22 protein-coding genes are annotated in these 19162 nt (G+C 59.5%); 13 read left to right on the top strand and 9 right to left on the bottom strand.

The annotated features are described in order from the left end of the window. The first annotated feature begins 114 nt into the window (after positions 1–114). Entirely contained in the window at positions 115–1083 is a 969-nt protein-coding gene (locus BLS41_RS33455; protein ID WP_074772116.1) for a PDR/VanB family oxidoreductase, read from the top strand. Between the two features lie 3 nt (positions 1084–1086). Here the strand turns inward: BLS41_RS33455 and BLS41_RS33450 are convergent, their stop codons facing one another. Next, a complete protein-coding gene (locus tag BLS41_RS33450; protein WP_074772114.1) occupies positions 1087–2010 on the bottom strand; it encodes a LysR family transcriptional regulator in 924 nt (307 codons plus the stop codon). Positions 2011–2188: 178 nt separating this feature from the next. Between BLS41_RS33450 and BLS41_RS33445 the strand changes: the two genes are divergently transcribed. The 3 genes from BLS41_RS33445 to BLS41_RS33435 all read left to right on the top strand — a co-directional run bounded on the left by BLS41_RS33445 (position 2189) and on the right by BLS41_RS33435 (position 4412). Then, positions 2189–3472, top strand: coding sequence for an aromatic ring-hydroxylating oxygenase subunit alpha (locus tag BLS41_RS33445; RefSeq protein WP_074772112.1), 1284 nt, complete (start codon positions 2189–2191; stop codon positions 3470–3472). Continuing rightward, complete coding sequence (locus tag BLS41_RS33440) at positions 3469–3969, top strand: aromatic-ring-hydroxylating dioxygenase subunit beta (RefSeq protein WP_074772110.1); 501 nt, start codon at positions 3469–3471, stop codon at positions 3967–3969. The genes BLS41_RS33445 and BLS41_RS33440 overlap by 4 nt, the downstream gene beginning before the upstream one ends. A 68-nt stretch (positions 3970–4037) precedes the next feature. Further along, positions 4038–4412, top strand: a complete 375-nt coding sequence (locus tag BLS41_RS33435) for a tautomerase family protein (protein WP_074772108.1) — start codon at positions 4038–4040, stop codon at positions 4410–4412. Between the two features lie 19 nt (positions 4413–4431). Here BLS41_RS33435 and BLS41_RS33430 read toward each other — a convergent pair whose 3' ends face one another. Then, positions 4432–5910: a two-component system sensor histidine kinase NtrB gene (locus tag BLS41_RS33430; RefSeq protein ID WP_083380201.1), complete on the bottom strand. Its 1479-nt coding sequence runs from the start codon at positions 5908–5910 to the stop codon at positions 4432–4434. A 242-nt stretch (positions 5911–6152) separates the two neighbouring features. Here BLS41_RS33430 and BLS41_RS33425 point away from each other — a divergent pair, with 242 nt between their 5' ends. The 5 genes from BLS41_RS33425 (at position 6153) to BLS41_RS33405 (ending at position 10244) form a co-directional block, all read left to right on the top strand. Next, entirely contained in the window at positions 6153–7322 is a 1170-nt protein-coding gene (locus tag BLS41_RS33425; RefSeq protein ID WP_074772106.1) for an acyl-CoA dehydrogenase family protein, read from the top strand. Positions 7323–7360: 38 nt separating this feature from the next. Continuing rightward, entirely contained in the window at positions 7361–7756 is a 396-nt protein-coding gene (locus BLS41_RS33420; RefSeq protein ID WP_074772104.1) for a hypothetical protein, read from the top strand. Between the two features lie 5 nt (positions 7757–7761). Then, positions 7762–8301 (top strand): nuclear transport factor 2 family protein, encoded by a 540-nt coding sequence (locus BLS41_RS33415; protein WP_074772102.1) that lies wholly within the window; start codon positions 7762–7764, stop codon positions 8299–8301. Next, complete coding sequence (locus BLS41_RS33410; RefSeq protein ID WP_074772100.1) at positions 8298–9434, top strand: amidase; 1137 nt, start codon at positions 8298–8300, stop codon at positions 9432–9434. Before BLS41_RS33415 ends, BLS41_RS33410 begins: the two co-directional genes overlap by 4 nt. Before the next feature lie 66 nt (positions 9435–9500). Beyond that, on the top strand, positions 9501–10244 hold the full coding sequence (locus BLS41_RS33405; RefSeq protein WP_074772098.1) for an SDR family NAD(P)-dependent oxidoreductase: 744 nt from the start codon (positions 9501–9503) through the stop codon (positions 10242–10244). Here the strand turns inward: BLS41_RS33405 and BLS41_RS33400 are convergent. Next, positions 10241–10873 (bottom strand): response regulator transcription factor, encoded by a 633-nt coding sequence (locus BLS41_RS33400; protein WP_074773381.1) that lies wholly within the window; start codon positions 10871–10873, stop codon positions 10241–10243. The genes BLS41_RS33405 and BLS41_RS33400 overlap by 4 nt on opposite strands. Before the next feature lie 259 nt (positions 10874–11132). On the opposite strand from BLS41_RS33400, the gene hpaC reads away from it, so the two are divergent. Further along, positions 11133–11669, top strand: a complete 537-nt coding sequence (gene hpaC, locus BLS41_RS33395; RefSeq protein ID WP_074772096.1) for a 4-hydroxyphenylacetate 3-monooxygenase, reductase component — start codon at positions 11133–11135, stop codon at positions 11667–11669. A gap of 97 nt (positions 11670–11766) precedes the next feature. Here the strand turns inward: hpaC and BLS41_RS33390 are convergent, their stop codons facing one another. Both BLS41_RS33390 and BLS41_RS33385 read right to left on the bottom strand, forming a co-directional pair. After that, entirely contained in the window at positions 11767–12042 is a 276-nt protein-coding gene (locus tag BLS41_RS33390; protein WP_074772094.1) for a DUF2164 domain-containing protein, read from the bottom strand. A 123-nt stretch (positions 12043–12165) separates the two neighbouring features. After that, positions 12166–12459: a DUF4148 domain-containing protein gene (locus tag BLS41_RS33385; RefSeq protein WP_074772092.1), complete on the bottom strand. Its 294-nt coding sequence runs from the start codon at positions 12457–12459 to the stop codon at positions 12166–12168. 187 nt (positions 12460–12646) lie between these two features. Between BLS41_RS33385 and BLS41_RS33380 the strand changes: the two genes are divergently transcribed. The 3 genes from BLS41_RS33380 to BLS41_RS33370 all read left to right on the top strand — a co-directional run bounded on the left by BLS41_RS33380 (position 12647) and on the right by BLS41_RS33370 (position 15299). Then, the gene (locus BLS41_RS33380; RefSeq protein ID WP_074772090.1) at positions 12647–13621 is read left to right on the top strand and encodes an alpha/beta hydrolase family protein; all 975 of its coding nucleotides are present in this window, start codon (positions 12647–12649) and stop codon (positions 13619–13621) included. Positions 13622–13862: 241 nt separating this feature from the next. Next, positions 13863–14294 carry a hypothetical protein gene (locus BLS41_RS33375; RefSeq protein ID WP_074772088.1) on the top strand — a complete coding sequence of 144 codons (432 nt, stop codon included), beginning with the start codon at positions 13863–13865 and terminating at the stop codon, positions 14292–14294. A 63-nt stretch (positions 14295–14357) separates the two neighbouring features. Further along, positions 14358–15299, top strand: coding sequence for an alpha/beta hydrolase family protein (locus BLS41_RS33370; protein WP_083380200.1), 942 nt, complete (start codon positions 14358–14360; stop codon positions 15297–15299). A gap of 40 nt (positions 15300–15339) precedes the next feature. Here BLS41_RS33370 and BLS41_RS33365 read toward each other — a convergent pair whose 3' ends face one another. From BLS41_RS33365 to BLS41_RS33350, 4 genes are all read right to left on the bottom strand, one after another. Continuing rightward, positions 15340–15627 (bottom strand): hypothetical protein, encoded by a 288-nt coding sequence (locus BLS41_RS33365; protein ID WP_074772084.1) that lies wholly within the window; start codon positions 15625–15627, stop codon positions 15340–15342. A 184-nt stretch (positions 15628–15811) separates the two neighbouring features. Beyond that, positions 15812–17002, bottom strand: a complete 1191-nt coding sequence (locus BLS41_RS33360) for a YncE family protein (protein WP_074772082.1) — start codon at positions 17000–17002, stop codon at positions 15812–15814. 31 nt (positions 17003–17033) lie between these two features. Then, on the bottom strand, positions 17034–17567 hold the full coding sequence (locus BLS41_RS33355) for a GlcG/HbpS family heme-binding protein (RefSeq protein WP_074772080.1): 534 nt from the start codon (positions 17565–17567) through the stop codon (positions 17034–17036). Positions 17568–17622: 55 nt separating this feature from the next. Continuing rightward, positions 17623–19161, bottom strand: a complete 1539-nt coding sequence (locus BLS41_RS33350) for a cytochrome c (RefSeq protein ID WP_253189873.1) — start codon at positions 19159–19161, stop codon at positions 17623–17625. Position 19162 lies beyond the last annotated feature (1 nt).

The raw sequence follows: 19162 nt of genomic DNA, 5'->3' as shown, positions 1-19162 counted from the left end.
ACTCGAACAAATAATCCCCATTGATATCCACACCAATTTTTAATCTATTTGGCTTATAGAAAGCATGTCGCTAACCTCAGCGCATCGTCCCCTATCAATGCAACGGAAGGCATCATGCAAGCTCCCACCCTGAAAGTCCGGGTAGACGCGCTGCGCGAGGAAGCGCACGGCGTGCGGTCGTTCAGCATCTCGCGCGTCGACGGCCTTCCCTTCGACGGCTACGACGCGGGCGCGCATATCGACGTCACGAGTCCGTCCGGTATCACGCGTCAATACTCGCTTTGCGGCGACCCCGCCTGCGTCGATTCCCATTTATTCGCCGTAAAAAAGGAAGATCAATCGCGCGGCGGTTCGCGCTCGCTGCATGAAGAAGTGACGGTCGGCACTGAATTGTCAGTAGGCGCACCGCGCAATCTCTTCCGGCTCGAAGAAAACGCGGACGAACACATTCTGATCGGCGCGGGTATCGGCATTACGCCGTTGCTTTCGATGGCGTATCGCCTTGTCGAGCGGAATGCTCGTTTTACGCTGCACTATTTTGCGCGCAGCGAAACGCATGCTGCGTTCATGACGCTGCTCACACGCGCGCCCTTCGATAAGCATGTGAAGCTACATTTCGGCGTAGAGCGCGAAAATCTTGTTGCCGAACTCGATGCGTGCGTGCGCGATACCGGACCAAATGCGCACGTCTATACCTGCGGCCCGGCGCCGTTCATGGATCGGGTCGTCGAGACTGCACAAACGCGCTTGCCCGCCGGTTCGATCCACCTCGAACGCTTCAAAGCTGAACCTCCAACCCCCGGCGAAGCATCGCTCGACAGCTTCGATGTACGTCTTGCAAGCTCAGGACAAACCGTGCGAGTAAATGAAAAAACCTCCATCGTGGAAGCACTCGCATCGATAGGCATCGAAGTGGATACCTCGTGCGGCGAGGGTGTCTGCGGCACCTGCATGGTCGACGTGGTGAGCGGCGAGCCCGAGCATCGGGACCATTGTCTGAGCAAAGCGGAGCGCGCGAGCAATAGCGTGATCTGCTGTTGCATTTCACGCTCGCGCTCTCCCGTATTGGTACTCGACCTTTAAGGCTCAGATCTTTTTCTGGAAGTTCGCAAGGATGTCGGTCATCAAACCGCGCATCCATGCAATGCCTTCATCTTCGTGAAAATGCTCGTGCCAGTGCATCGTGACGGCCGCCTTCGGCAGTTGCACAGGCAATGTATAGATTCGAAACGCGTCGCCACGATTGAGGATATGCGCGAGCCTTTCCGGCAGTGTCGCGATGAGATCGGTGACGGCGAGCACACCCGGCACCGCTACAAAGTGCGGCAACGCCAGCGATATATTGCGTCCGACTCTTTGCGCGCGCAACGCATCGTCGAGTTCATGATGGCTGTGTTCGAGTGAACGCACCTGCACATGTGACGCTTCGAGAAACTGCTCGAGCTTCAAGGTACTCCCTGCCGGTAGCCCTTTGCGCTTGCGTGTCATGCACACGTAGGCTTCTTCGAACAGCAACGCATGCCGCGTGCGCGGCAGTAGCGAAGGCAGATTGCCGATCGCGAAGTCGAGTCGGCTCGAACGAAGCGCCTCTTCGATTTCTTCAACTGGCAACGGTTCGACCAGCAATTTCACGCGCGGCGCGACGTCGTGCAATGCCGCGCAAATAGCCGGCAAATACGCCATTTCCCCTGCATCTGAAAGCGAAAGACGAAACGTTCGGGTACTCGTCGCCGGATCGAAACGCTCCGCGTAACGCAGCGCCTGGCGCACGGTGTCGAGCGCACGTCCGACGATTTCAGCAAGCTCCAGCGCCACCGGCGTGGGCTGCATACCCGCACGTGTGCGCACGAACAACGGATCGTCGAATAGCGTACGCAAGCGCCCCAGCGAATAGCTGACCGCGGGTTGCGACAACGCGAGGCGGTCCCCCGCTTTCGTCAGGCTGCGCTCCTCGACGATTGCATGAAACACGCGCAACAGATTGAGATCGACGTGGTCGATGGATGTCATGGGAACCTCAAGATATAGATCGGACTTATTCCCCGACCGCTTTTTAATCGATTTGACGCATGATCTTCGGAAAGAGAGACTGATGTCAACGAGAGGATGTGCTGATTTGCATGAATGCTCCGCCATCCTCGTTGTTAGTCGCTCAATCAACTAACCCACTCTTCCCACAGCGAATACGATGAGCACGCCGACCTATCAAACCATCGACACAAGCGCGTTAGCGAAACGCGCCGAAAGCGATCGCATTGCGCCTTCCCTCTATTACGATGCCGATCTGTTCGAAGCAGAACTTGAGCGCATCTTCTACAAGACGTGGATCTGGGTCGCGCACGAAAGCGAATTGCCGAAACCAGGCGATTTCGTCACAACGACGATCGGCCGGCAGCCCGTCATCGTGGTTCGCGACAAGAGCGGTGCGGTACACGTGTTGCAGAACCGCTGCCGTCATCGCGGCGCGACCGTCTGCGAAGAGCACAAAGGCAATGCCAAAGGCTTTACCTGCCCCTACCATAGCTGGTCCTACGCGCTCGACGGCACGTTGCGCGCGCTGCCCTATGGCGACGGCTACGAAGGCGTCTGCGAAAAGGGCGACTTGCCGTTGAAGAAGCTGCGTGTGGGCATCTATCAAGGCTTGATCTTCGCGAGCTTCAACGAAACGATCGAACCGCTGGAAGACTTTCTCGGCGGGGCGAAGCCGTGGATCGATCTGTTCATGAAACAGGGCGCGGGTTATCCGATCAAGGGGAACGGCGAACACAAATTCAAGTTCAAGGGCAACTGGAAAATCCAGCTTGAGAATACGACCGACCTCTACCATTTTCCGGTCGTACACAAGTCGTGGATGAAGTCGATCGACGACGAAACCGCTGCTGCAATCACCAGCTTCATGACAAGCGACCAGGCATTTTGCCGCTCGCTGGGCAACGGTCACAGTCTCGCGGTGCTGGTGCCTGAAATCGTCGATCTCGATCAGGACGACGGCGCGCCTTTGCCCGAACGCTTCGGCGAACTCGCGGCGCAACTCGCAGAAAAGCACTCGCCAGAAGAAGTTCGCCGCATAGTGCGTTCGCTGATGGGCGTCGGCTTCAATCTCAACCTCTTTCCGAACCTCGCGCTGTCGATGGCATTTTTTCGCGTACTGCGCCCGATTTCGGCCGAAGAGACCGAGATTCGCCACGTCGCCCTTGCAATGGATGGCGGCCCCGACGAAGCGAATCGCGTGCGCCTGCGTATTCACGAACATTTCCAGGGCCCATTCGGTTTCGGCAGTCCCGACGACGCCGAAGCATGGGAGCGCGTACAGCGCGGCTCGCACGCAGGGCCGGATGTACCGATCCTCGTCAATCGCGGGCTGAACCGCGAAACCACGTCTGCGAACGGAGAAAAAACCGCCCACGCCACCGATGAAACCGGCATGCGCGAAGCCTACAAGCAATGGCGCGTAATGATGGAGCAAGCATGATGGATGACCGCAACGCACTCTTTACCCAGCAGACTTTCTCGCGCGCCATCGAATTCATCTGGCGCGAAGCCGAATTGCTCGATCACCGCGACTATCACGCATGGCTGGAATTGTGGGATTCGAAAGGCCACTACGTGGTGCCGATCGATCCAGACGCAACCGACTACGCGGCCACGCTGAACTACGCCTATGACGATCAGGACATGCGTGAGAAACGCGTGCAGCGAATGACCTCCGGTTACTCGGCATCCGCATCCGACGCGGCTCGTACAGTGCGTACGGTATCGCGCTTCACGCTGTCGAGCGACAGCGCCGATGTGATCGAAGTGAACTCATCGCAAGTGGTAATCGCATACAAGCGCGGGGTGTCGACCATTTTCGCCGCCAATCTCACGCATAAGATCAGCATGGCGAGTGGCGAGCCGCGACTCGTCGAAAAGGTTATCCGCCTGATCGATTCCACCGACGCGCTCAGCGCCATCGGCTTCCTGCTCTGATTTTCAATCGCGCGTCGATGCATGTTTGCGTCGGCGCGCACTCTTCTTCAGGTTGAGACGCCATCGCCATGCCGACACTCGAAGTCTATCTGCCACAAGGTCACGCGGACGAACGTAAAGCATCTTTAATCGACGCACTTACGCAAGCCACCGTCGATGCAATCAGTGCGCCCGCAGAGTCCGTTCGCGTGCTGCTCTCCGAATTGCCCGCTGCGAATATCGGCCTCGGTGGCAAAGCTACCGTCGCCGCTTTGCCTGTGATCGTTGCGATTCTGATTGCGGGGCGAACCGATGTGCAAAAGCAGGCGCTCATTGCGCAGTTATCGGAGACAACCGCCGCTTTGCTCGATGCACCGCTGCAATCCACTCGCGTGATGATCAAGGACATTCCGAACACGGACTTCGGCATTGGCGGCCAAACCGCGCGCGCATTAGGCCGCTAGATCCAGGCTCGCCATGCTTTTACGCGCACGGCAACAATGGCAACGCAAAGCGGCAATCGAGTCCGCCCGACGCCGAACGCTGCGCCCAGATGCGTCCGTCATGACGCGAGACGATGTTCTTGCACAACGACAGCCCAATGCCGTTCCCACCCGCTTTAGACGACGAAAAGCCGTCGAACAGACGGCCCAATGCTTCAGCAGGTACACCGGGGCCATTGTCGATGACGTGAAGCTCCGCCGCCCCGTCGTGTGCGGACGTGGCGAGCGTCACAGTGCCAGCAGCTTGCTTTGCATCCGTCAACGCTTCAACGGCATTGAAGGCCAGATTGAGAATCACCTGACCGATCAGCACGCGCTCGCAGCGTATCGGCAGCGGCGTATCGTGTTGCTCGATCATCACGGTGACACCCACATCGCGCGCTCGAAGCTGGATGAAATACGCGACCTCCGCGAGTACATCGCGAAGGTCTGCCTGCGTCTCGACCGGCTCGCGCTTCACGACAAACTCACGCACGCTTTTGATAATGTGCGCGGCGCGCTCCGCTTGCCGGTCTGCGGCACGCAAACCCCAGATTGCGTCCGCTGTTGCGTCGAGTGGACTCAACCGCTGAATCGCGCCTTCGACAAAATTGCGTACTGCCGCGAGCGGTTGGCTCAATTCGTGCGCGATCGCCGTCGCCATTTCGCCCATTGCGTTATATCGGCCCGCGTATTCGAGCATTCGCGCCTCGATACGGCGCGCTTCTTCCGTTGCCACTTCTTCGCTGATGTCGCGAAAGTGCAGCAGCACGCCGTTCAAGTCATCGTCGATATTGACGCGCCGGCACGTAATGCGCAGCCAGCGTTCAACACCATCGCGACGTACGATGCGATAGCGCTGCGCCGCAGTAGACCGCCGCTTCGTCGCGCCGCGCAATTGCGCTATCAGTCGTTCGCGATCAACGGGCATGCAGTAATCGAGCGCCGCCTTTTCGAGCAACGCATCAGGTGCGATTCCCAGCACGCGCCGCCCCGATTCGCTGAGATACGCAACCTTTCCGCGGGGCGTGATCACCGCCACGCCCTCGCCGAGATCCTGCATATATTCGCGCAGACGCATCTCATAGCTGCGCAGTTTCTGACGCATCGCCTCTTCCGCGCTGATGTCGCGGAACTGCACCATGACCACCGCACGCTCGCGCAACGGCACATAAGTGGCGATTGCTTCCGACAGCATGTCGACACCCGCTCGCGAGCGATAGCACCACTCGTATGCCTGCGGCCCGTTCGCAACCGAACGGTCCATCGCGTCGACGGCGATCTCGCGCCGGTACTTGAGGTCATCGCGTGTCATGTCATGCGCTTTCAGCGGCAGCAGTTCTTCCACCGAAAAACCGAGCGCGACACACGCTGCACGATTGGCCCAGACGATGGCTTTCGTCCGCGCATCGTGCAACAGCACGCATTGGGTCAGTGCATCGAGCAGGAGGCGGAAATCTTCTTCGGCAAGCGAATCCATGGAGCACATTTCCAATGCGGAGAGCGGCAATCGAACGACAGTTTTGGCGAGCTTCAACCATACCACCGGCGCCCTCAGCCGACCTCTAAAGATTTCTTTAGCGGACCCGGTGAATCACCGTATGCCGCACGGTCTCTTCCCAATTGTTCGCGATTTTTTGTGTTCCTAGACTGGCATCACCGTGTGCGGCCTGCACACCTTCCCCACTTTATCCTCAACTACTAAAAGGTTCGGAGACGCTCATGTCGCTCACCGCTGCCGTAAAGAAGGAAGACCTCGTCGATCAGACGGATGAACTCACACTAGACGACGTGATCGCGGAAATCGCTCAACGACGCGAAGAATTCGAACGGCTCTCACACGTACCACGCGATGTAATCGACAAGCTGAAACGTGTGGGCATTTATCGTGCGGCCACACCGAAGCGCTTTGGCGGTGACGCGCGCGCGCCTGACGAATTCCTGCAGATGATCGAGCGCATTGCAGCGGCCGACGGTTCGGCCGCGTGGGTTGCCAGCTTCGGCTCGGCGAACGTGTATCTCGCCGCGCTGCCGCTCGCCACGCAAGCCGCAATCTACGCGAACGGGCCGGACCAGGTGTTCGCGGGCGGTCTCTTTCCGGTTCAGAACGCGACACCTGCCGCGGGCGGGTATCGCGTGAACGGGTTGTGGAAGTTTGCGAGCGGTTGCAAGGGCGCGGACTGGCTCGGCGTAGGGATCAGCACGGGCAACGCAGGCAGCGCACCTGGCAAGCCGCAAACGGCTGTGTTCCGTGCGGAACAGGTGGAGATCGTCGAGAACTGGAACGTGGTCGGCATGCAGGGCACCGGCAGCCACGATTTACGCGTAACCGACCAGTTCGTCGCACAAGACTGGACCTTCGTGCGTGGTGGCGCACCGACCGTCGACGAGCCGCTCTATCGCTATCCGACCATCGCCTACGCGGCGCAAGTGCTGGCGGTCGTGAACCTGGGTCTCGCACGGGCCGCACTCGATGTCGCGAACAACATGGCGGGCGGCCGCAAGACTACGACCGGTGCGCCACAACTCGCAGACCGCGCTTACTACCGGATCGAGCTTGCAAAAGCCGAAGCGCAACTGCGCTCGGCGCGCGCGTTCTTCTACGAATCGACGGATAGCGTGTGGCAATCGATTCTTGCAGGCAACGAAGTGACGCCTGACCAGGTCAGTCTGTTGCGTTTGTCGGCTACTCAGATTGCGCGCGAAGGCGCTGACGTGGTGAACCGCGCGTACCGGCTCGGCGGCACGATGGCGATCTATCGCACGCATCCGCTGCAAAGGTTGATGCGCGACTCGATGGTCGTCACGCAACACGCGTTTCTCGGCGAAGGCAACTATGACGGCGCGGGTGCGGTGTTCGTCGGCGTGCCGCCGATTCCGGGCTATCTCTGACACGCTTTATTCGACATTCAACATAAGGAAACCTCACCATGACCGACACTCGAAACCTGCCCTTGCGTGTACTTTTCTGCTGCGGCGTCACGCAGAATTTCTTCGACTTGCCGCGCGAGCAAATAGGTGAGGTGTGGCAGGCCTACGGCAAGATGCTGAGCGCCGTCGAGTCGATGGAAAACGTGCGCGTCCTCGGCATCATGGACGACGACCGGCTGGTGGTCGGCCAGGCCGACAGCGCGCCGTGGACGTTCTACATCATGGCCGATGTCGCCGATTTCGACACGGCTGTCGCCGTCTGCAATCTGTATCGAACCACGCAAGTGGGCGAGTACAACCTGTGGCGCTACGGCAAGATCGAGGCGCGTGTCGGCCGCGCGCTGGCTGTTCCGCCTGCTGTTGCCGCAGCAACTTCGGCAACGAACAACGGCTGACGTTCATGACCGAATCGACATTCGACACGACGGCATTGCGCGCGTTGCAGGCGCGATTGATCGCACTTGAAGCGCAGAACTCGGTGCGCAAAGCCATCGCGCGTTACATGGCGTTGTGCGACGTTCCCACGCAGGCACAAGACGGCGAATCGCTCGCCGCGCTCTTTTCAGAAGACGCCGTGTGGGAAGGTATCGGCTCGCCATACGCAAACAAGTTCGGATGTCTGCACGGACGCGCGCAGATCGCCGCGATGCTGCAACGATATCTGCCGCCCACGCCGCATTTTTCGACCAACGTGCATTTCCTGACCTCGGAACATATCGAAGTGGCTGACGATGCCGATAAAGCCAGGGGACGCTGGATCATGTTGCAGGCATCCGGCTATATCGATGGGCAAGCGGAGTTGATCGCGGCGCGCCTTGAAGTGGACTTCGTGCCCTCGCGTCACGATCGAGGACTGACGTGGCTGATTCAACACTTTCGCACTGAACGTCTTTTCGATGCACCGTGGCAAGTCAATCCGCGTAACGGAGTTCCCGTATGAGCGCATTTCTCAAACAGTTCCACCTCGCAACGTCTGGCGACGCGAATGCGCCCTCAGTCGCGATCAAGGACAGCATCGACATTGCCGGCTATCCGACGACCGCCGCGAGTCGTGCATTGGCCGATGCACCACCTGCTTCCACGCATTCCGAAGTCGTGCAGCGTCTGCTCGATGCAGGATGGCGAGTCACGGGCAAAACGAACATGCACGAGTTGGCATTCGGCATGACCGGCATTAACGATCTGCATGGAACGCCACCGAATCCACAGGACCCGGCGCGCATTCCGGGCGGTTCGTCGAGTGGCTCTGCTTCCGCAGTGGGACAACACCTCGTGGATGCCGCTCTCGGCACCGACACCGGCGGCTCGATTCGCGGACCCGCTGCGTGTTGTGGCGTGATCGGACTCAAACCAACGTTCGGCCGTGTTTCGCGCAACGGTATCGCGCCCCGCGTAACGACGCTCGATTGCGTCGGACCGTTTGCGCGTGACATGGACACGATCATTCGCCTGATGTCGGCGATCGACCCATCATTCAATGCGGGCGATGCGCGTCGCGATGCCACCGGTGTACGTGTAGGCATCGTCACCGTGGAGGCAGACACCGACATAACGCAAGCGATTGAAGCCGCCCTACAACGCGCGGAATTAGCTTCGCACCGTGTCGAATTCGAACTCATGAGCGCCGCATTTTCGGCTGGACTCGCCGTTATCAACGCGGAAACCTGGCAGGCATTCGGCCATTTAGTGGAAACCGGCAAGCTCGGACCCGATATCGAATCCCGATTGCGCGCCGCTGCCAACACGACGCCCGCTGACCTGGAAGCAGCCGAAAGCGTGCGACGTAGCTTTACCGATGAAGTCAATCGCGCGCTGGAAGACGCCGACATCCTCGTGCTCCCGACCATGCCCACGCTGCCCATTACCGTCGAAGCTGCACGCGCGGGAACATCGGTCATCGGCATGTCGTCGTTGATTCGTCCTTTCAACCTCAGCGGACATCCCGCGCTCACGCTTCCTGTCCCTCTGAAAAACTCGCCGTTAAAAGCGGGTTTGCAGATCGTCGGACGCAAAGGGGCGGACGAAATGGTATGTGCCGTTGCGGCGCATATCGAGGCGATTCTCACTCGCTAAAAACAGCGAATCCGCCATGACACAAGTGTTCCGCTGCTTAATGCGTACTCAAAGGAAAGTTTCGACATGTCGAACAGAACAGTAATCGTCACCGGTGCTGCGCGTGGACTGGGTGCAGTGGTCGCGCGCCGCTTCCACGCAGCGGGCTACAACGTCGCATTGGCCGATATCGCGGTCGAACCGACGCAAGCGCTCGCGCGAGAGTTAAGTGAAGACGGATCGAGCGCGTGCGCGCTCAGACTTGACGTTTCATCGAAAGCCGATTTCGAGGCCGCACGCGATGCGCTGATCGAACGCTGGGGTTCGATCGATGCGCTCGTCAATAACGCGGGCGCATCGAAAGTCGTGCCTGTGATGGAGATCACAGCAGAGCAGTTCGATCAGGTGATCGACATCAATCTGCGTAGCGTGTTGTTCGGTTGCCAGGTATTCGGCCAGTACTTCGCGGATCGTGGCGCGGGACGCATTGTGAATATCGCTTCGCTAGCGGGTCAAAACGGCGGATCAGCGACCGGCGCGCATTATGCGGCAGCGAAGGGCGGCGCAATCACGTTGACCAAAGTTTTCGCGCGCGACCTCGCCGCGCATGGCGTGACCGTTAACGCGATCTCGCCGGGTCCACTGGATTTGCCCATCGTCCACGAAAGCGTTCCCGCTGACAAACTCGCCACAGTGATCGCGGGCATTCCAGTAGGAAGGCTCGGCTCCGCTGCATATGTTGCGGATGTCGCCGTATTGCTTGCATCGGCAGAGGCCTATTTCGCCAACGGCGCGTGTTGGGACGTGAACGGCGGCCTCTACATGCGCTAGTCGCGTTGCTCGCCCGGCGGACTCCACACTTCGAGCACGTCGCGCACGAGCGTTGCTATCGACACCGCACCCAGCTTTTCCTTGATGCTCGAACGATGCACGTCCACCGTTTTCACGCTGATCGACATATCCGACGCGATGCGCTTGCTGGGTTTGCCTTCTATCAGCCCGCGCAGCACTTCTTTCTCGCGGGTGGTGAGCGAGTTCACGCGCTCGCGCAATTCGCGCAGACGCACGTCTTTCGCGTGACGCTGCGTGGCGAGTTTTATCGCACGTTGCACGCGCTCGAGCATTTGCTGCGAGTTGTACGGCTTCTCGACGAAATCGATTGCGCCTTGCTGAAGCGCACGCACCGACATTGGAATATCGCCATGCCCGCTAACGAAAATGATCGGCAACGTCGCGCCGCGACGGTTCAATTCTTCCTGCACGTCGAAGCCGCTCGTTTCCGGCATGCGGACGTCCAGCACGAGACAGGCCGGCACTTTTGCATCGAACGCGACAAAGAAATCCGCCGCGCTGACAAATCCCTGCGAACGGATGCCGACCGATTCGAGCAGCCACGCAAGCGACGTACGCATACCGTTGTCGTCGTCGACGATATAAACCAGCGGAGACACTTCGTTCATGGACATTCAGTCTCGTTGCGAACTGCGGGGGGTTGGCGGATCTATATGCGCAGCGAAAACAACTCCATGCCCGCACAGCCAGTTCTTGTCATGGATCAATGATAACCGGCCAATTCCCGCTCGCAAATACGCACTCTCACTACCTCGCCAATTCGCGCGACATCACTTCAGGCGCTAGCGATAACCGTGTTCGTGCATTGCCTTCCGTTCAATCCGACACCATCCGATAACCCTTCTACAACTAATAGGGGACGTCCACATGTCCAATGCTCAAAGAGTGGCCAGTACCGAAGTCGATCCCGTTCGCCAGCAATTCCGCCAGGCCATGGCGCACCTCGGCGCAGCGGTCAACGTCATTACCACGGCGGGTCCACACGGCCGCTGCGGAATCACCGCGAGTGCCGTTTGCTCCGTCACGGATGCGCCGCCCACGCTGCTCGTTTGCCTGAACCGGTCCAGTGCGATGCATGCCGTTTTTAACGGCAACAGGAACGTGTGTATCAACGTCATTCCGGCCAGTCTCGAAGGCGTTGCACGTCACTTTGCGGGCATGACCGGTTTGTCGATGGAAGAGCGCTTCAAGTTGCCGGTGTGGGACGAAGGTATAGATGGCGTGCCAGTACTACGCGGAGCACTCGCGAGCCTGCAAGGGACGATTGTCGAAGCGAAGGAGGTTGGATCGCATTCGGTCATGTTCGTGGAGACGACCGAGATTCGCGTACGCAACGACGGCGATAGTCTGATCTATTTCGACAGGTATTTTCATCGCGTTCCTCGGGCGTGGAAAGCGCAGTGAGTCGGTTTCGATGATCCACTGTATCTCGCCGAGCCGTTGTGATGCGACTACATCGACGCACGGCGATTGACGAAAATCGCACTAGTCGAAGCCACGCTCATTTCCGTGGCTTCGATTTGACTTCATATTTCTTCCAGTACTGGAACTCGTCTTCGTGCACGTCGAAATCGAGTTCAGAGATACGCTGCTGGAGTCGCTCCTGCACATCGGCCACGGCTTTGTTGTAAATGGTAGGTCCAATTTCTTCGAGGAAGAAACCAAGGAGCGCGCCCGCACCGATATTGCCTATCGGCTCCTCCATATTTTTTTCGAAATAACGCTGAATGGAGGCGATCGCGTCGGCTCGTAGTTCTTTAGTCAGTTCAATGGTCATGGTGGCTGTGGGTGGCAACGATCTGTTCAGCGGGGGCCCAGTCAAGCGCGAGGTCGCCGCACCGAATTCCAGAACACTGGCTGAAGTCCGGGCGGTACGCAGATTATGAGAGGGGGTTCTCGCTCACCTGCATTGCGCGTCGTACCAGAGATCGACCTGTTGCTGCGCCGCCTGCAAATCATCCGGGTAATGTGGATCGAACCGTAGCCCCGGGTCGTAGCCCGCTTTTCTCAGGGCCGCCAGTTCGCTGCGGCTTCGCTCGGGTGTCACAGGCGCGTTGTGTCTAAGCGCGCCCAGATCGGCGCATTGCGCGGCGCTCAACACCGGCTGGTTCTGTGACACGCCGCCGGTCGAGCAGCCCGCGAGCGAGAGCATCAACACAGAAAGCGCGGGCCAGATTCTGGACGTGTTCTTCATGGCTCAATTCACTCCAATTCCAATTCAACGATGTAATTCGATCGACATCGACTATTGTCCTTCGAATCGGGCCTACTGTCTTTCTGCAGTCGATTAATTTGCCGCACTGCGCCATTCGCTGGGCTAACGCGAATGCGTGTACCGTTCGGTTTGTGCGACGACAGTAACGGAGGCCACGGTGAGGTTGATGGTCATTGTCATTTTCCTTTTAGGTCTGGCCCCGGTCGCCGCCTTCGCCACCGATGTCGGCTTTGAGGAGGTCAGGATATCGAACGGCGCGGAGCCGCCACTCATCGTGGGCATCTGGTATCCGACCGATTCGCCGGCGACTTCGAGCGCGTTGGGCGATGTCACCCAGACAGTGGCGCGCGGCGCTCCGCTGGCGGGTAATAGACTGCCACTCGTGGTGATGTCTCACGGCGGCGCAGGCTGGTACGGCAGCCACTACGACACGGCGCTGGCGTTGGCGCATGCGGGCTTCGTCGCGGCGGCGGTCAGTCACGCGGGAGACACTTTCGATGACCAGAGCCGCGTCCTGCAACTTTGGCGCCGTCCCGCCCAGCTTCACCGGCTGATCGACTACATGCTCGACGATTGGCATGGACACGCGCAACTGGATGCGACTCGCGTCGGCGCATTTGGCTTCTCCAACGGCGGATTCACCGTGCTGGTGGCTGCGGGCGCAATCCCGGACCTCTCGACAATCGGTCCGTTTTGCCAGACTCACGCGGATCAGGATCTGTGCGAAGCGCTACGGCATTTCGGCGTCGATGTGCATTCCATTGCGAACGTACCTACTGACGCCTGGGTCCACGATCCGCGTATTGGAGCGCTTGTCATCGCCGCGCCTTCGTTCGGGTTTGCGTTCGGTCGTACAGGGTTAAGTGGCGTTCACGCGCCGGTGCAACTCTGGAGTGCCGCCGATGATCGTCACCAGCCGCACCCCGACTACGATGAGCCGGTACGTGACCACTTGCCCCGCGCGCCCGACTTTCACATGGTTGCCAACGCCGGTCATTACGATTTCCTGCCGCCCTGCGATGCACGTCTTTCGCGACTTCGGCCGGAGATCTGCATTAGTCTTCCGGGTTTCGACCGGGCGGCGTTTCACGAGCAGTTCAACGTCAATGTGGTGGATTTTTTCAAACGAATGTTGCGATAGAAGCGTCTCGCCACACATGGACAACGAGAGCTAGTGATCCCGGCGCTCGATTTCTGACGACCGCAATGATCCGGCCAAAGACATTGAAAATATATTCGTCGGACACGTCGGGCTTCTCCTGTCACTTGAGTGCAATAACATCTGTCGAAGTGCATAGCGGTCGTTTGACGAGAAGGATAGTGCAATGGACAATCGGCAATCATGCATCCAGCCGTGACCAGACAGGAAATTGAAAAGCAATATGAAACGACTGTTCCTCGCCACTCTCACCGCTCTCTCCGTCATAAGCTGCGCCCACGCACAAAGCAGCGCGTCCAACTCGCTCGCGACGCGCTCCGGCACGCTGCAATTTACGCACGTCGATCGCGGTTTCGAAGCCACGCTCGATCAGCAATCTTTCGATCGCTTTACGTCAAACACGCTGACGCATTTCGACGATATCGACAGCAAGCATGACACGATCTCCCGCATGCTCGTGCAAACCGATTCCGGCCCGGTGCTCTACGACTTTCAGCGCCGCCCGCCCACCGTCCAACATGCCAACCAGCGCATGACAATCAAACGCGTCTTCTGGCAAGACGATGAAGTCGTGATGCAAGGTTCACAAGGCTGGTTCAGATTCAGGCATGGCGAGTTTTCCAAACTGCAATCTTCAAAGACGATCTATCACTGATTGCATTGCTTCCATCGCGTAAGAAAAAATGCAGCGTCGCAGAAATCAACTAAAAGAGCACCTATGAGACCGACTATTCGCCGCACGCGGAAGCTCCCTCTTTTGACGGGATTCATGATTTCAGCCGCGTTGATCGCGTCGGTCACCGGCACCGCGCTGGCTGCCGACGAAAACGCACCCATCGCAACCGATCTGCACGAAACGGTCGTCAAGGTGCCGATGACCGAGCACGGTTTATTCGGCGATCACGAACGCGACATCGTGGCGACCACCTACATGCCTGACGGTCCCGGCCCGTTTCCGCTGATCGTGTTGAGCCACGGCAGCCCGCCCGATCCGCTGAACCGGCCGAAGGTCGGCCGCTATCGCGAACTGCCGCAGATCCGCACGTTCGTCCAGCTTGGCTTCGCGGTCATCGTGCCGATCCGCCGGGGCTTCGGCGCGACCGGCGGCGCCTATGCCGAAGACGGTGGCTCATGCAAGCATCCCGACTATACGACCGCGGGCAAGCAGGCCGCGCAGGACGTGCTGGCGGCGCTCGCCTATGCCGACACCTTGCCTCAGGTCGATCGGGATCATGTCGTGCTGGTGGGACAGTCAGCGGGCGGATTCGCGTCGCTGGCGGCGGCGAGCTTTGCGCCGAAGGGGTTGGTGGCGGTGGTGAACTTCTCGGGCGGCCGCGGCGGGAATCCGTCGAAGCATCCGGGCATGCCTTGCGGCCCGGAAGAGATGGCCGGCACGATCGGGAAATTCGCGTCGACAACACACGTTCCCGTACTCTGGCACTACGTTCAAAACGATATGTTCTTCGAACCCGATGTCGTTGCGACATGGTTCGCCGCGTTTCAGGCGGCAGGCGGCCAGGGGCAATTGATCGTCGAACCGCCGTTCGGCAGGAACGGCCACGGAATGTTCGCGGTCGAGAATTCCATGCCTATCTGGTTACCGCACTTCGAGCAGTTTCTCGCACCGCTGGTGTCGATGAAAACGCTCAAGCCTTCGTGACGGGAGCCGCTTCCGTTCTATTGCGCTCGCGCCGCCACGTCTACGAAAACAGCGGCAGAGACTCGACCACGGCACGCCGCCCGCGTTGGGCCGAAGCCCTTCGCTTCGCCCGTGTTGGCGGCCTGTCTGTCAGGTCAGTGCCGAGTCGGCGGTTCAGGTCGAACAGCGCCTTGCACACTGGCTTTCGAGGCGACGAATCCGCGAGCGCCAACTCGAGCTGATCCAGCAATTCCACCAGACCACCAGCCGCCGCACTCACGTTCGCGAGCTTGCGCATCTGCATAAGACCCTCCCTGATTCCGTCGACGACACGAATGACCGCCGACATCACCACAAGTCTCCGGGACCCCGCTACGCATGCCAATTCGCATACGCTTCCAGGAGCCCGGCCGGATACATCTTTTCTTGCCAGGGAGAGTTTTAGCACATCAATATGAAACACCGCAGCCACATCAACCCTTAGAGAAAATCCGACGCGTGGCGGACTTCTCCGGGTGGTCGCCAGCGGGCTATCAGCGCGGTGCGGAACGGATCGACGACGGGCCGCCGGTCAACGCCATTCTCTTGCCGACCTCATGCAGATGTCCGCCATCCACGGCAAAGAAAGCGAGTTGCTTCTCGACGTTGAATTGCACGATCAGGTACTTGCTGTCAGCGGTAAACACGATTCCTTGCGACGCCTCACCGCCCTCCACTTCGGAAACCTTCACTGCCTGCCCGTCGCGAATCGCGAACAGGACCAGCTTGCCGTGCGTGCGCCGACCCGGATTGTCCGGCGTGAGATTCGAGCCGTCCATTGCCTGCACACCGATCCACTTACCGTCCGGCGAAATCGCGACACCTTCCGGCAGCGACGGAACCGTCATGTGCTGAACCGCGCGGAACGGTTCGTGCGATACGTCGATCAGCGTGATGGTATCGGCATCGCCCGCGAGCGTGCCCGCGTACGACGGCAATCCGGCGAGGCCCACGTCGCTGACTACGGCCCACTTGCCGTCGCTCGACACGTCGATGGTGTAAGGCGCTACGCCGCTCGACAAACGCAGACCACTGTCGCTCACCTGACCGTCGGCGACGTTGAGCACGGCGACACCCTGTTCGTCGCGCAAAGCGACCAGCGCGTGCCGCCCGTCATGCGTAAAACTCACACCTGCAAGACGTTTCTGTCCGATATGCAAACGTCCTGCAACGCTCACGCGATTACCGTCGATATGAAGCTCCACCACGCTACCGTCGACGCAGGCAACAAGCGCAAGCCGCCCCGCCCGGTCAATCGCAATTCCCTGAGGATGACTACCAATATCGATCCGGCTCACGACAGGCACCGGCACATTCAGATCGACGACCTGGACGAACGAATCCATCAGCAGCTTGTTGTTCGCGTGGTCGTAGCGCGTCGGCGCGCCGATCAGTGCGAGGCCGCCGTCCGGCGTAATTGCCACGGCTTGCGGCGGTCCCTGAATGCCGTTCTCGACCTCGACTTGCGCCTTCACCAGCGGCGGGAAATGACTCGCATCGAGAACAGTCAGCGTGTCCGGCTTCGGATTGTCGGGATACGTATCGCGCCCTTCGACACGCTGATACTTTCCGTCATTGCCCGATACGATCCAGTCCGCGCCATACGACGTGCACGCGGTGGCGGCGGTAGCCAGCGCAGCCAGTGCTTGCGCACAGAGGCTAAGCCTCAAAGAAACAAATGGCATTTCAGTGTCTCCCTAACGGTTCTCGATGAAATTATTTTGCGGCCGCCGACACCGCTGCCGCGCCCGCCTCGGCGATAACAGAATCCTGAACACCCGCTCCGCCGCTCGCGCCCACTGCTCCCACGAGCTTGCCTTCGACGACAATCGGCATCCCGCCCTCGCCCGCGAGAATGCCCGGAATGCTGAGCAAAGCCGTCGCGCCATTGCTCACCGTGTCCTGCATCACCTTGGTCGCGCGACGAAATTGCGCGGACGCACGCGCTTTGGCTTCGGCAATCGCCAGCGCGGACAATTGCGTATCGTCCATCTTGTCACACGACAAAAGATTGCCCGAGCTATCGACCACCGCAACCGCGTATTGCCAATGACGTCGACGAGCTTCAGCTTCGGCGGCATCGATAATCTTGCGGGCCTGCGCCAGCGTCAGCGGAGGACCGTACGGAATGTCGTACGGCAATTTGTCAGGCACCGAAGCCGTGGCGATAAGCGGAGGCTGCGCTTGCGCAACACCGACCACGCTGAATGCGACAGCCGTCAGCAGAAACGAAACAGCGAGCTTGCTCATCAATGTGTTTTCCTTTCACAAGCGATGCGCACATCAGCGCATCCGCTCAAAACGGTTAGCCCGCGTTCTGTCCGGCAATGGAATTCGCACGCTGCGCACGTCGTTTCCAGACCGCGAACACCGCAAACAGCAACGCAAGTACACCGACGCCAGCCGCCGGCAAGATATACGGCTGAATCCACGCGAGCAGCGGCAATTGCCCACCTTGCCGCGCGACGGCGACATCGGCGGCAGTCACTGTCGTTGCCGGATTGCCGAAGCGCTGCAACACGTAGTTCGAAATTGTCGCGATCTGTTCGTCGGTCAGCGGCTGCACGTAGGAGTCGTCACCGAAATTCGGCATCAGCACATGCTTGTCGCCTACCTTGCGGTCCACGCCATGAAGAATCGTCGCAATCAGATTCGATGGATTTGCGCCGCCCGTCGCCGTGTTATGGAACAACGACGGATAGCTCAGATCGCCGCTGCCCGACCCATCCGCGCGATGGCAGCTTGCGCAATAGCCGCTAAAAAGCGCCGCGCCGGAAGTCGGCGGCACGATACTGTTTTCACTCGACATACCCCGCAGCGACGCTTCTTCGCTGTCGTGTCCGTCGTAGGCGAATGCGGGCTTGCTTTCCCCCGGCGTGCGAATCGGCGCAGTGCTGCGAAGATAGACGGCGATCGATTTCAGATCGTCGTTCGACAGAAACTGCAAGCTGTTCTGCACTGCTTCGGCCATGCCGCCGGCCGCCTGGTTCTTACCGTCCACGTGGCCGGTTTTCAGATACGCGACCAGTTCGTCATCGCTCCAGGCGCCGATTCCGCTGACCGGATCGGACGTGATATTCGGCGCATACCATGGCCCGAGTTGCGCGCCGCTGAAGCCGCGATCCAGATCCTCGGCCATCATGAAGTTGCGCGGCGTATGGCACGCGCTGCAATGCGCGAGCACGTTCGTCAGATACGCGCCGCGATTCCACTCGACGCTTTTATTCGGATCGACGGTGAAGCGCTGATTCTTCAGAAACAGCAGGTTCCACGCGATCATCGACTGGCGAATGCTGAACGGAAACGGCAGCGCGGTTTGCGGCGGCACGTCGTCGACGGGGTCGACGCCCTTCATGAAATACGTGTAAAGCGCGTGAACATCCTTATCCGTCATGCCGACATACGACGTGTACGGCATCGCCGGATAAAGATGTGCGCCGTCGGCGCGCACGCCTTCGCGCAACGCGCGAGCGAACTGCGCCTCGGTGTAGTTGCCGATGCCCGACTTCTTTGACGGCGTGATGTTGGTCGAGTAGATCGTGCCCATCGGCGACACGATGCCGTAGCCGCCCGCGAACGCCTTGCCCTTGTCCGCGACCGTGTGGCATGCCATGCAGTCGGACGCGATGGCCAACAGATGACCTTGATGGATCAACGCGGCTTCGGTGTCGGGTGCGGCAGCAGGTGTTACGGAGTTCGCGACGCTTTGAGCAAACGCGCTGCCGGAAATTCCAACGCTCAAAACGCCGCCGACACCCAGTGCAACGATTGCCGCCAACGTGGCACGGCTACGCTTCGCGGCCGCATCCATCATGCGGCGCGCGTTAAAGAATCGGTCGATCATC

It is taken from the genome of Paraburkholderia fungorum, from assembly GCF_900099835.1.
In the GTDB taxonomy this organism is placed as follows: Bacteria; Pseudomonadota; Gammaproteobacteria; order Burkholderiales; family Burkholderiaceae; genus Paraburkholderia; species Paraburkholderia fungorum_A.
The sequence above is the reverse complement of the archived record's forward strand: the minus strand, read 5'-3'. Positions and strand labels throughout refer to the sequence as shown.

Bases quoted from the DNA above. Each gene is read 5' to 3' on its own strand.
- BLS41_RS33455 (WP_074772116.1), top strand. From the start codon at position 115: ATGCAAGCTCCCACCCTGAAAGTCCGGGTAGACGCGCTGCGCGAGGAA.
- BLS41_RS33450 (WP_074772114.1), bottom strand. From the start codon at position 2,010: ATGACATCCATCGACCACGTCGATCTCAATCTGTTGCGCGTGTTTCAT.
- BLS41_RS33445 (WP_074772112.1), top strand. From the start codon at position 2,189: ATGAGCACGCCGACCTATCAAACCATCGACACAAGCGCGTTAGCGAAA.
- BLS41_RS33440 (WP_074772110.1), top strand. From the start codon at position 3,469: ATGATGGATGACCGCAACGCACTCTTTACCCAGCAGACTTTCTCGCGC.
- BLS41_RS33435 (WP_074772108.1), top strand. From the start codon at position 4,038: ATGCCGACACTCGAAGTCTATCTGCCACAAGGTCACGCGGACGAACGT.
- BLS41_RS33430 (WP_083380201.1), bottom strand. From the start codon at position 5,910: ATGGATTCGCTTGCCGAAGAAGATTTCCGCCTCCTGCTCGATGCACTG.
- BLS41_RS33425 (WP_074772106.1), top strand. From the start codon at position 6,153: ATGTCGCTCACCGCTGCCGTAAAGAAGGAAGACCTCGTCGATCAGACG.
- BLS41_RS33420 (WP_074772104.1), top strand. From the start codon at position 7,361: ATGACCGACACTCGAAACCTGCCCTTGCGTGTACTTTTCTGCTGCGGC.
- BLS41_RS33415 (WP_074772102.1), top strand. From the start codon at position 7,762: ATGACCGAATCGACATTCGACACGACGGCATTGCGCGCGTTGCAGGCG.
- BLS41_RS33410 (WP_074772100.1), top strand. From the start codon at position 8,298: ATGAGCGCATTTCTCAAACAGTTCCACCTCGCAACGTCTGGCGACGCG.
- BLS41_RS33405 (WP_074772098.1), top strand. From the start codon at position 9,501: ATGTCGAACAGAACAGTAATCGTCACCGGTGCTGCGCGTGGACTGGGT.
- BLS41_RS33400 (WP_074773381.1), bottom strand. From the start codon at position 10,873: ATGAACGAAGTGTCTCCGCTGGTTTATATCGTCGACGACGACAACGGT.
- hpaC (WP_074772096.1), top strand. From the start codon at position 11,133: ATGTCCAATGCTCAAAGAGTGGCCAGTACCGAAGTCGATCCCGTTCGC.
- BLS41_RS33390 (WP_074772094.1), bottom strand. From the start codon at position 12,042: ATGACCATTGAACTGACTAAAGAACTACGAGCCGACGCGATCGCCTCC.
- BLS41_RS33385 (WP_074772092.1), bottom strand. From the start codon at position 12,459: ATGAAGAACACGTCCAGAATCTGGCCCGCGCTTTCTGTGTTGATGCTC.
- BLS41_RS33380 (WP_074772090.1), top strand. From the start codon at position 12,647: ATGGTCATTGTCATTTTCCTTTTAGGTCTGGCCCCGGTCGCCGCCTTC.
- BLS41_RS33375 (WP_074772088.1), top strand. From the start codon at position 13,863: ATGAAACGACTGTTCCTCGCCACTCTCACCGCTCTCTCCGTCATAAGC.
- BLS41_RS33370 (WP_083380200.1), top strand. From the start codon at position 14,358: ATGAGACCGACTATTCGCCGCACGCGGAAGCTCCCTCTTTTGACGGGA.
- BLS41_RS33365 (WP_074772084.1), bottom strand. From the start codon at position 15,627: ATGTCGGCGGTCATTCGTGTCGTCGACGGAATCAGGGAGGGTCTTATG.
- BLS41_RS33360 (WP_074772082.1), bottom strand. From the start codon at position 17,002: ATGCCATTTGTTTCTTTGAGGCTTAGCCTCTGTGCGCAAGCACTGGCT.
- BLS41_RS33355 (WP_074772080.1), bottom strand. From the start codon at position 17,567: ATGAGCAAGCTCGCTGTTTCGTTTCTGCTGACGGCTGTCGCATTCAGC.
- BLS41_RS33350 (WP_253189873.1), bottom strand. From the start codon at position 19,161: ATGATCGACCGATTCTTTAACGCGCGCCGCATGATGGATGCGGCCGCG.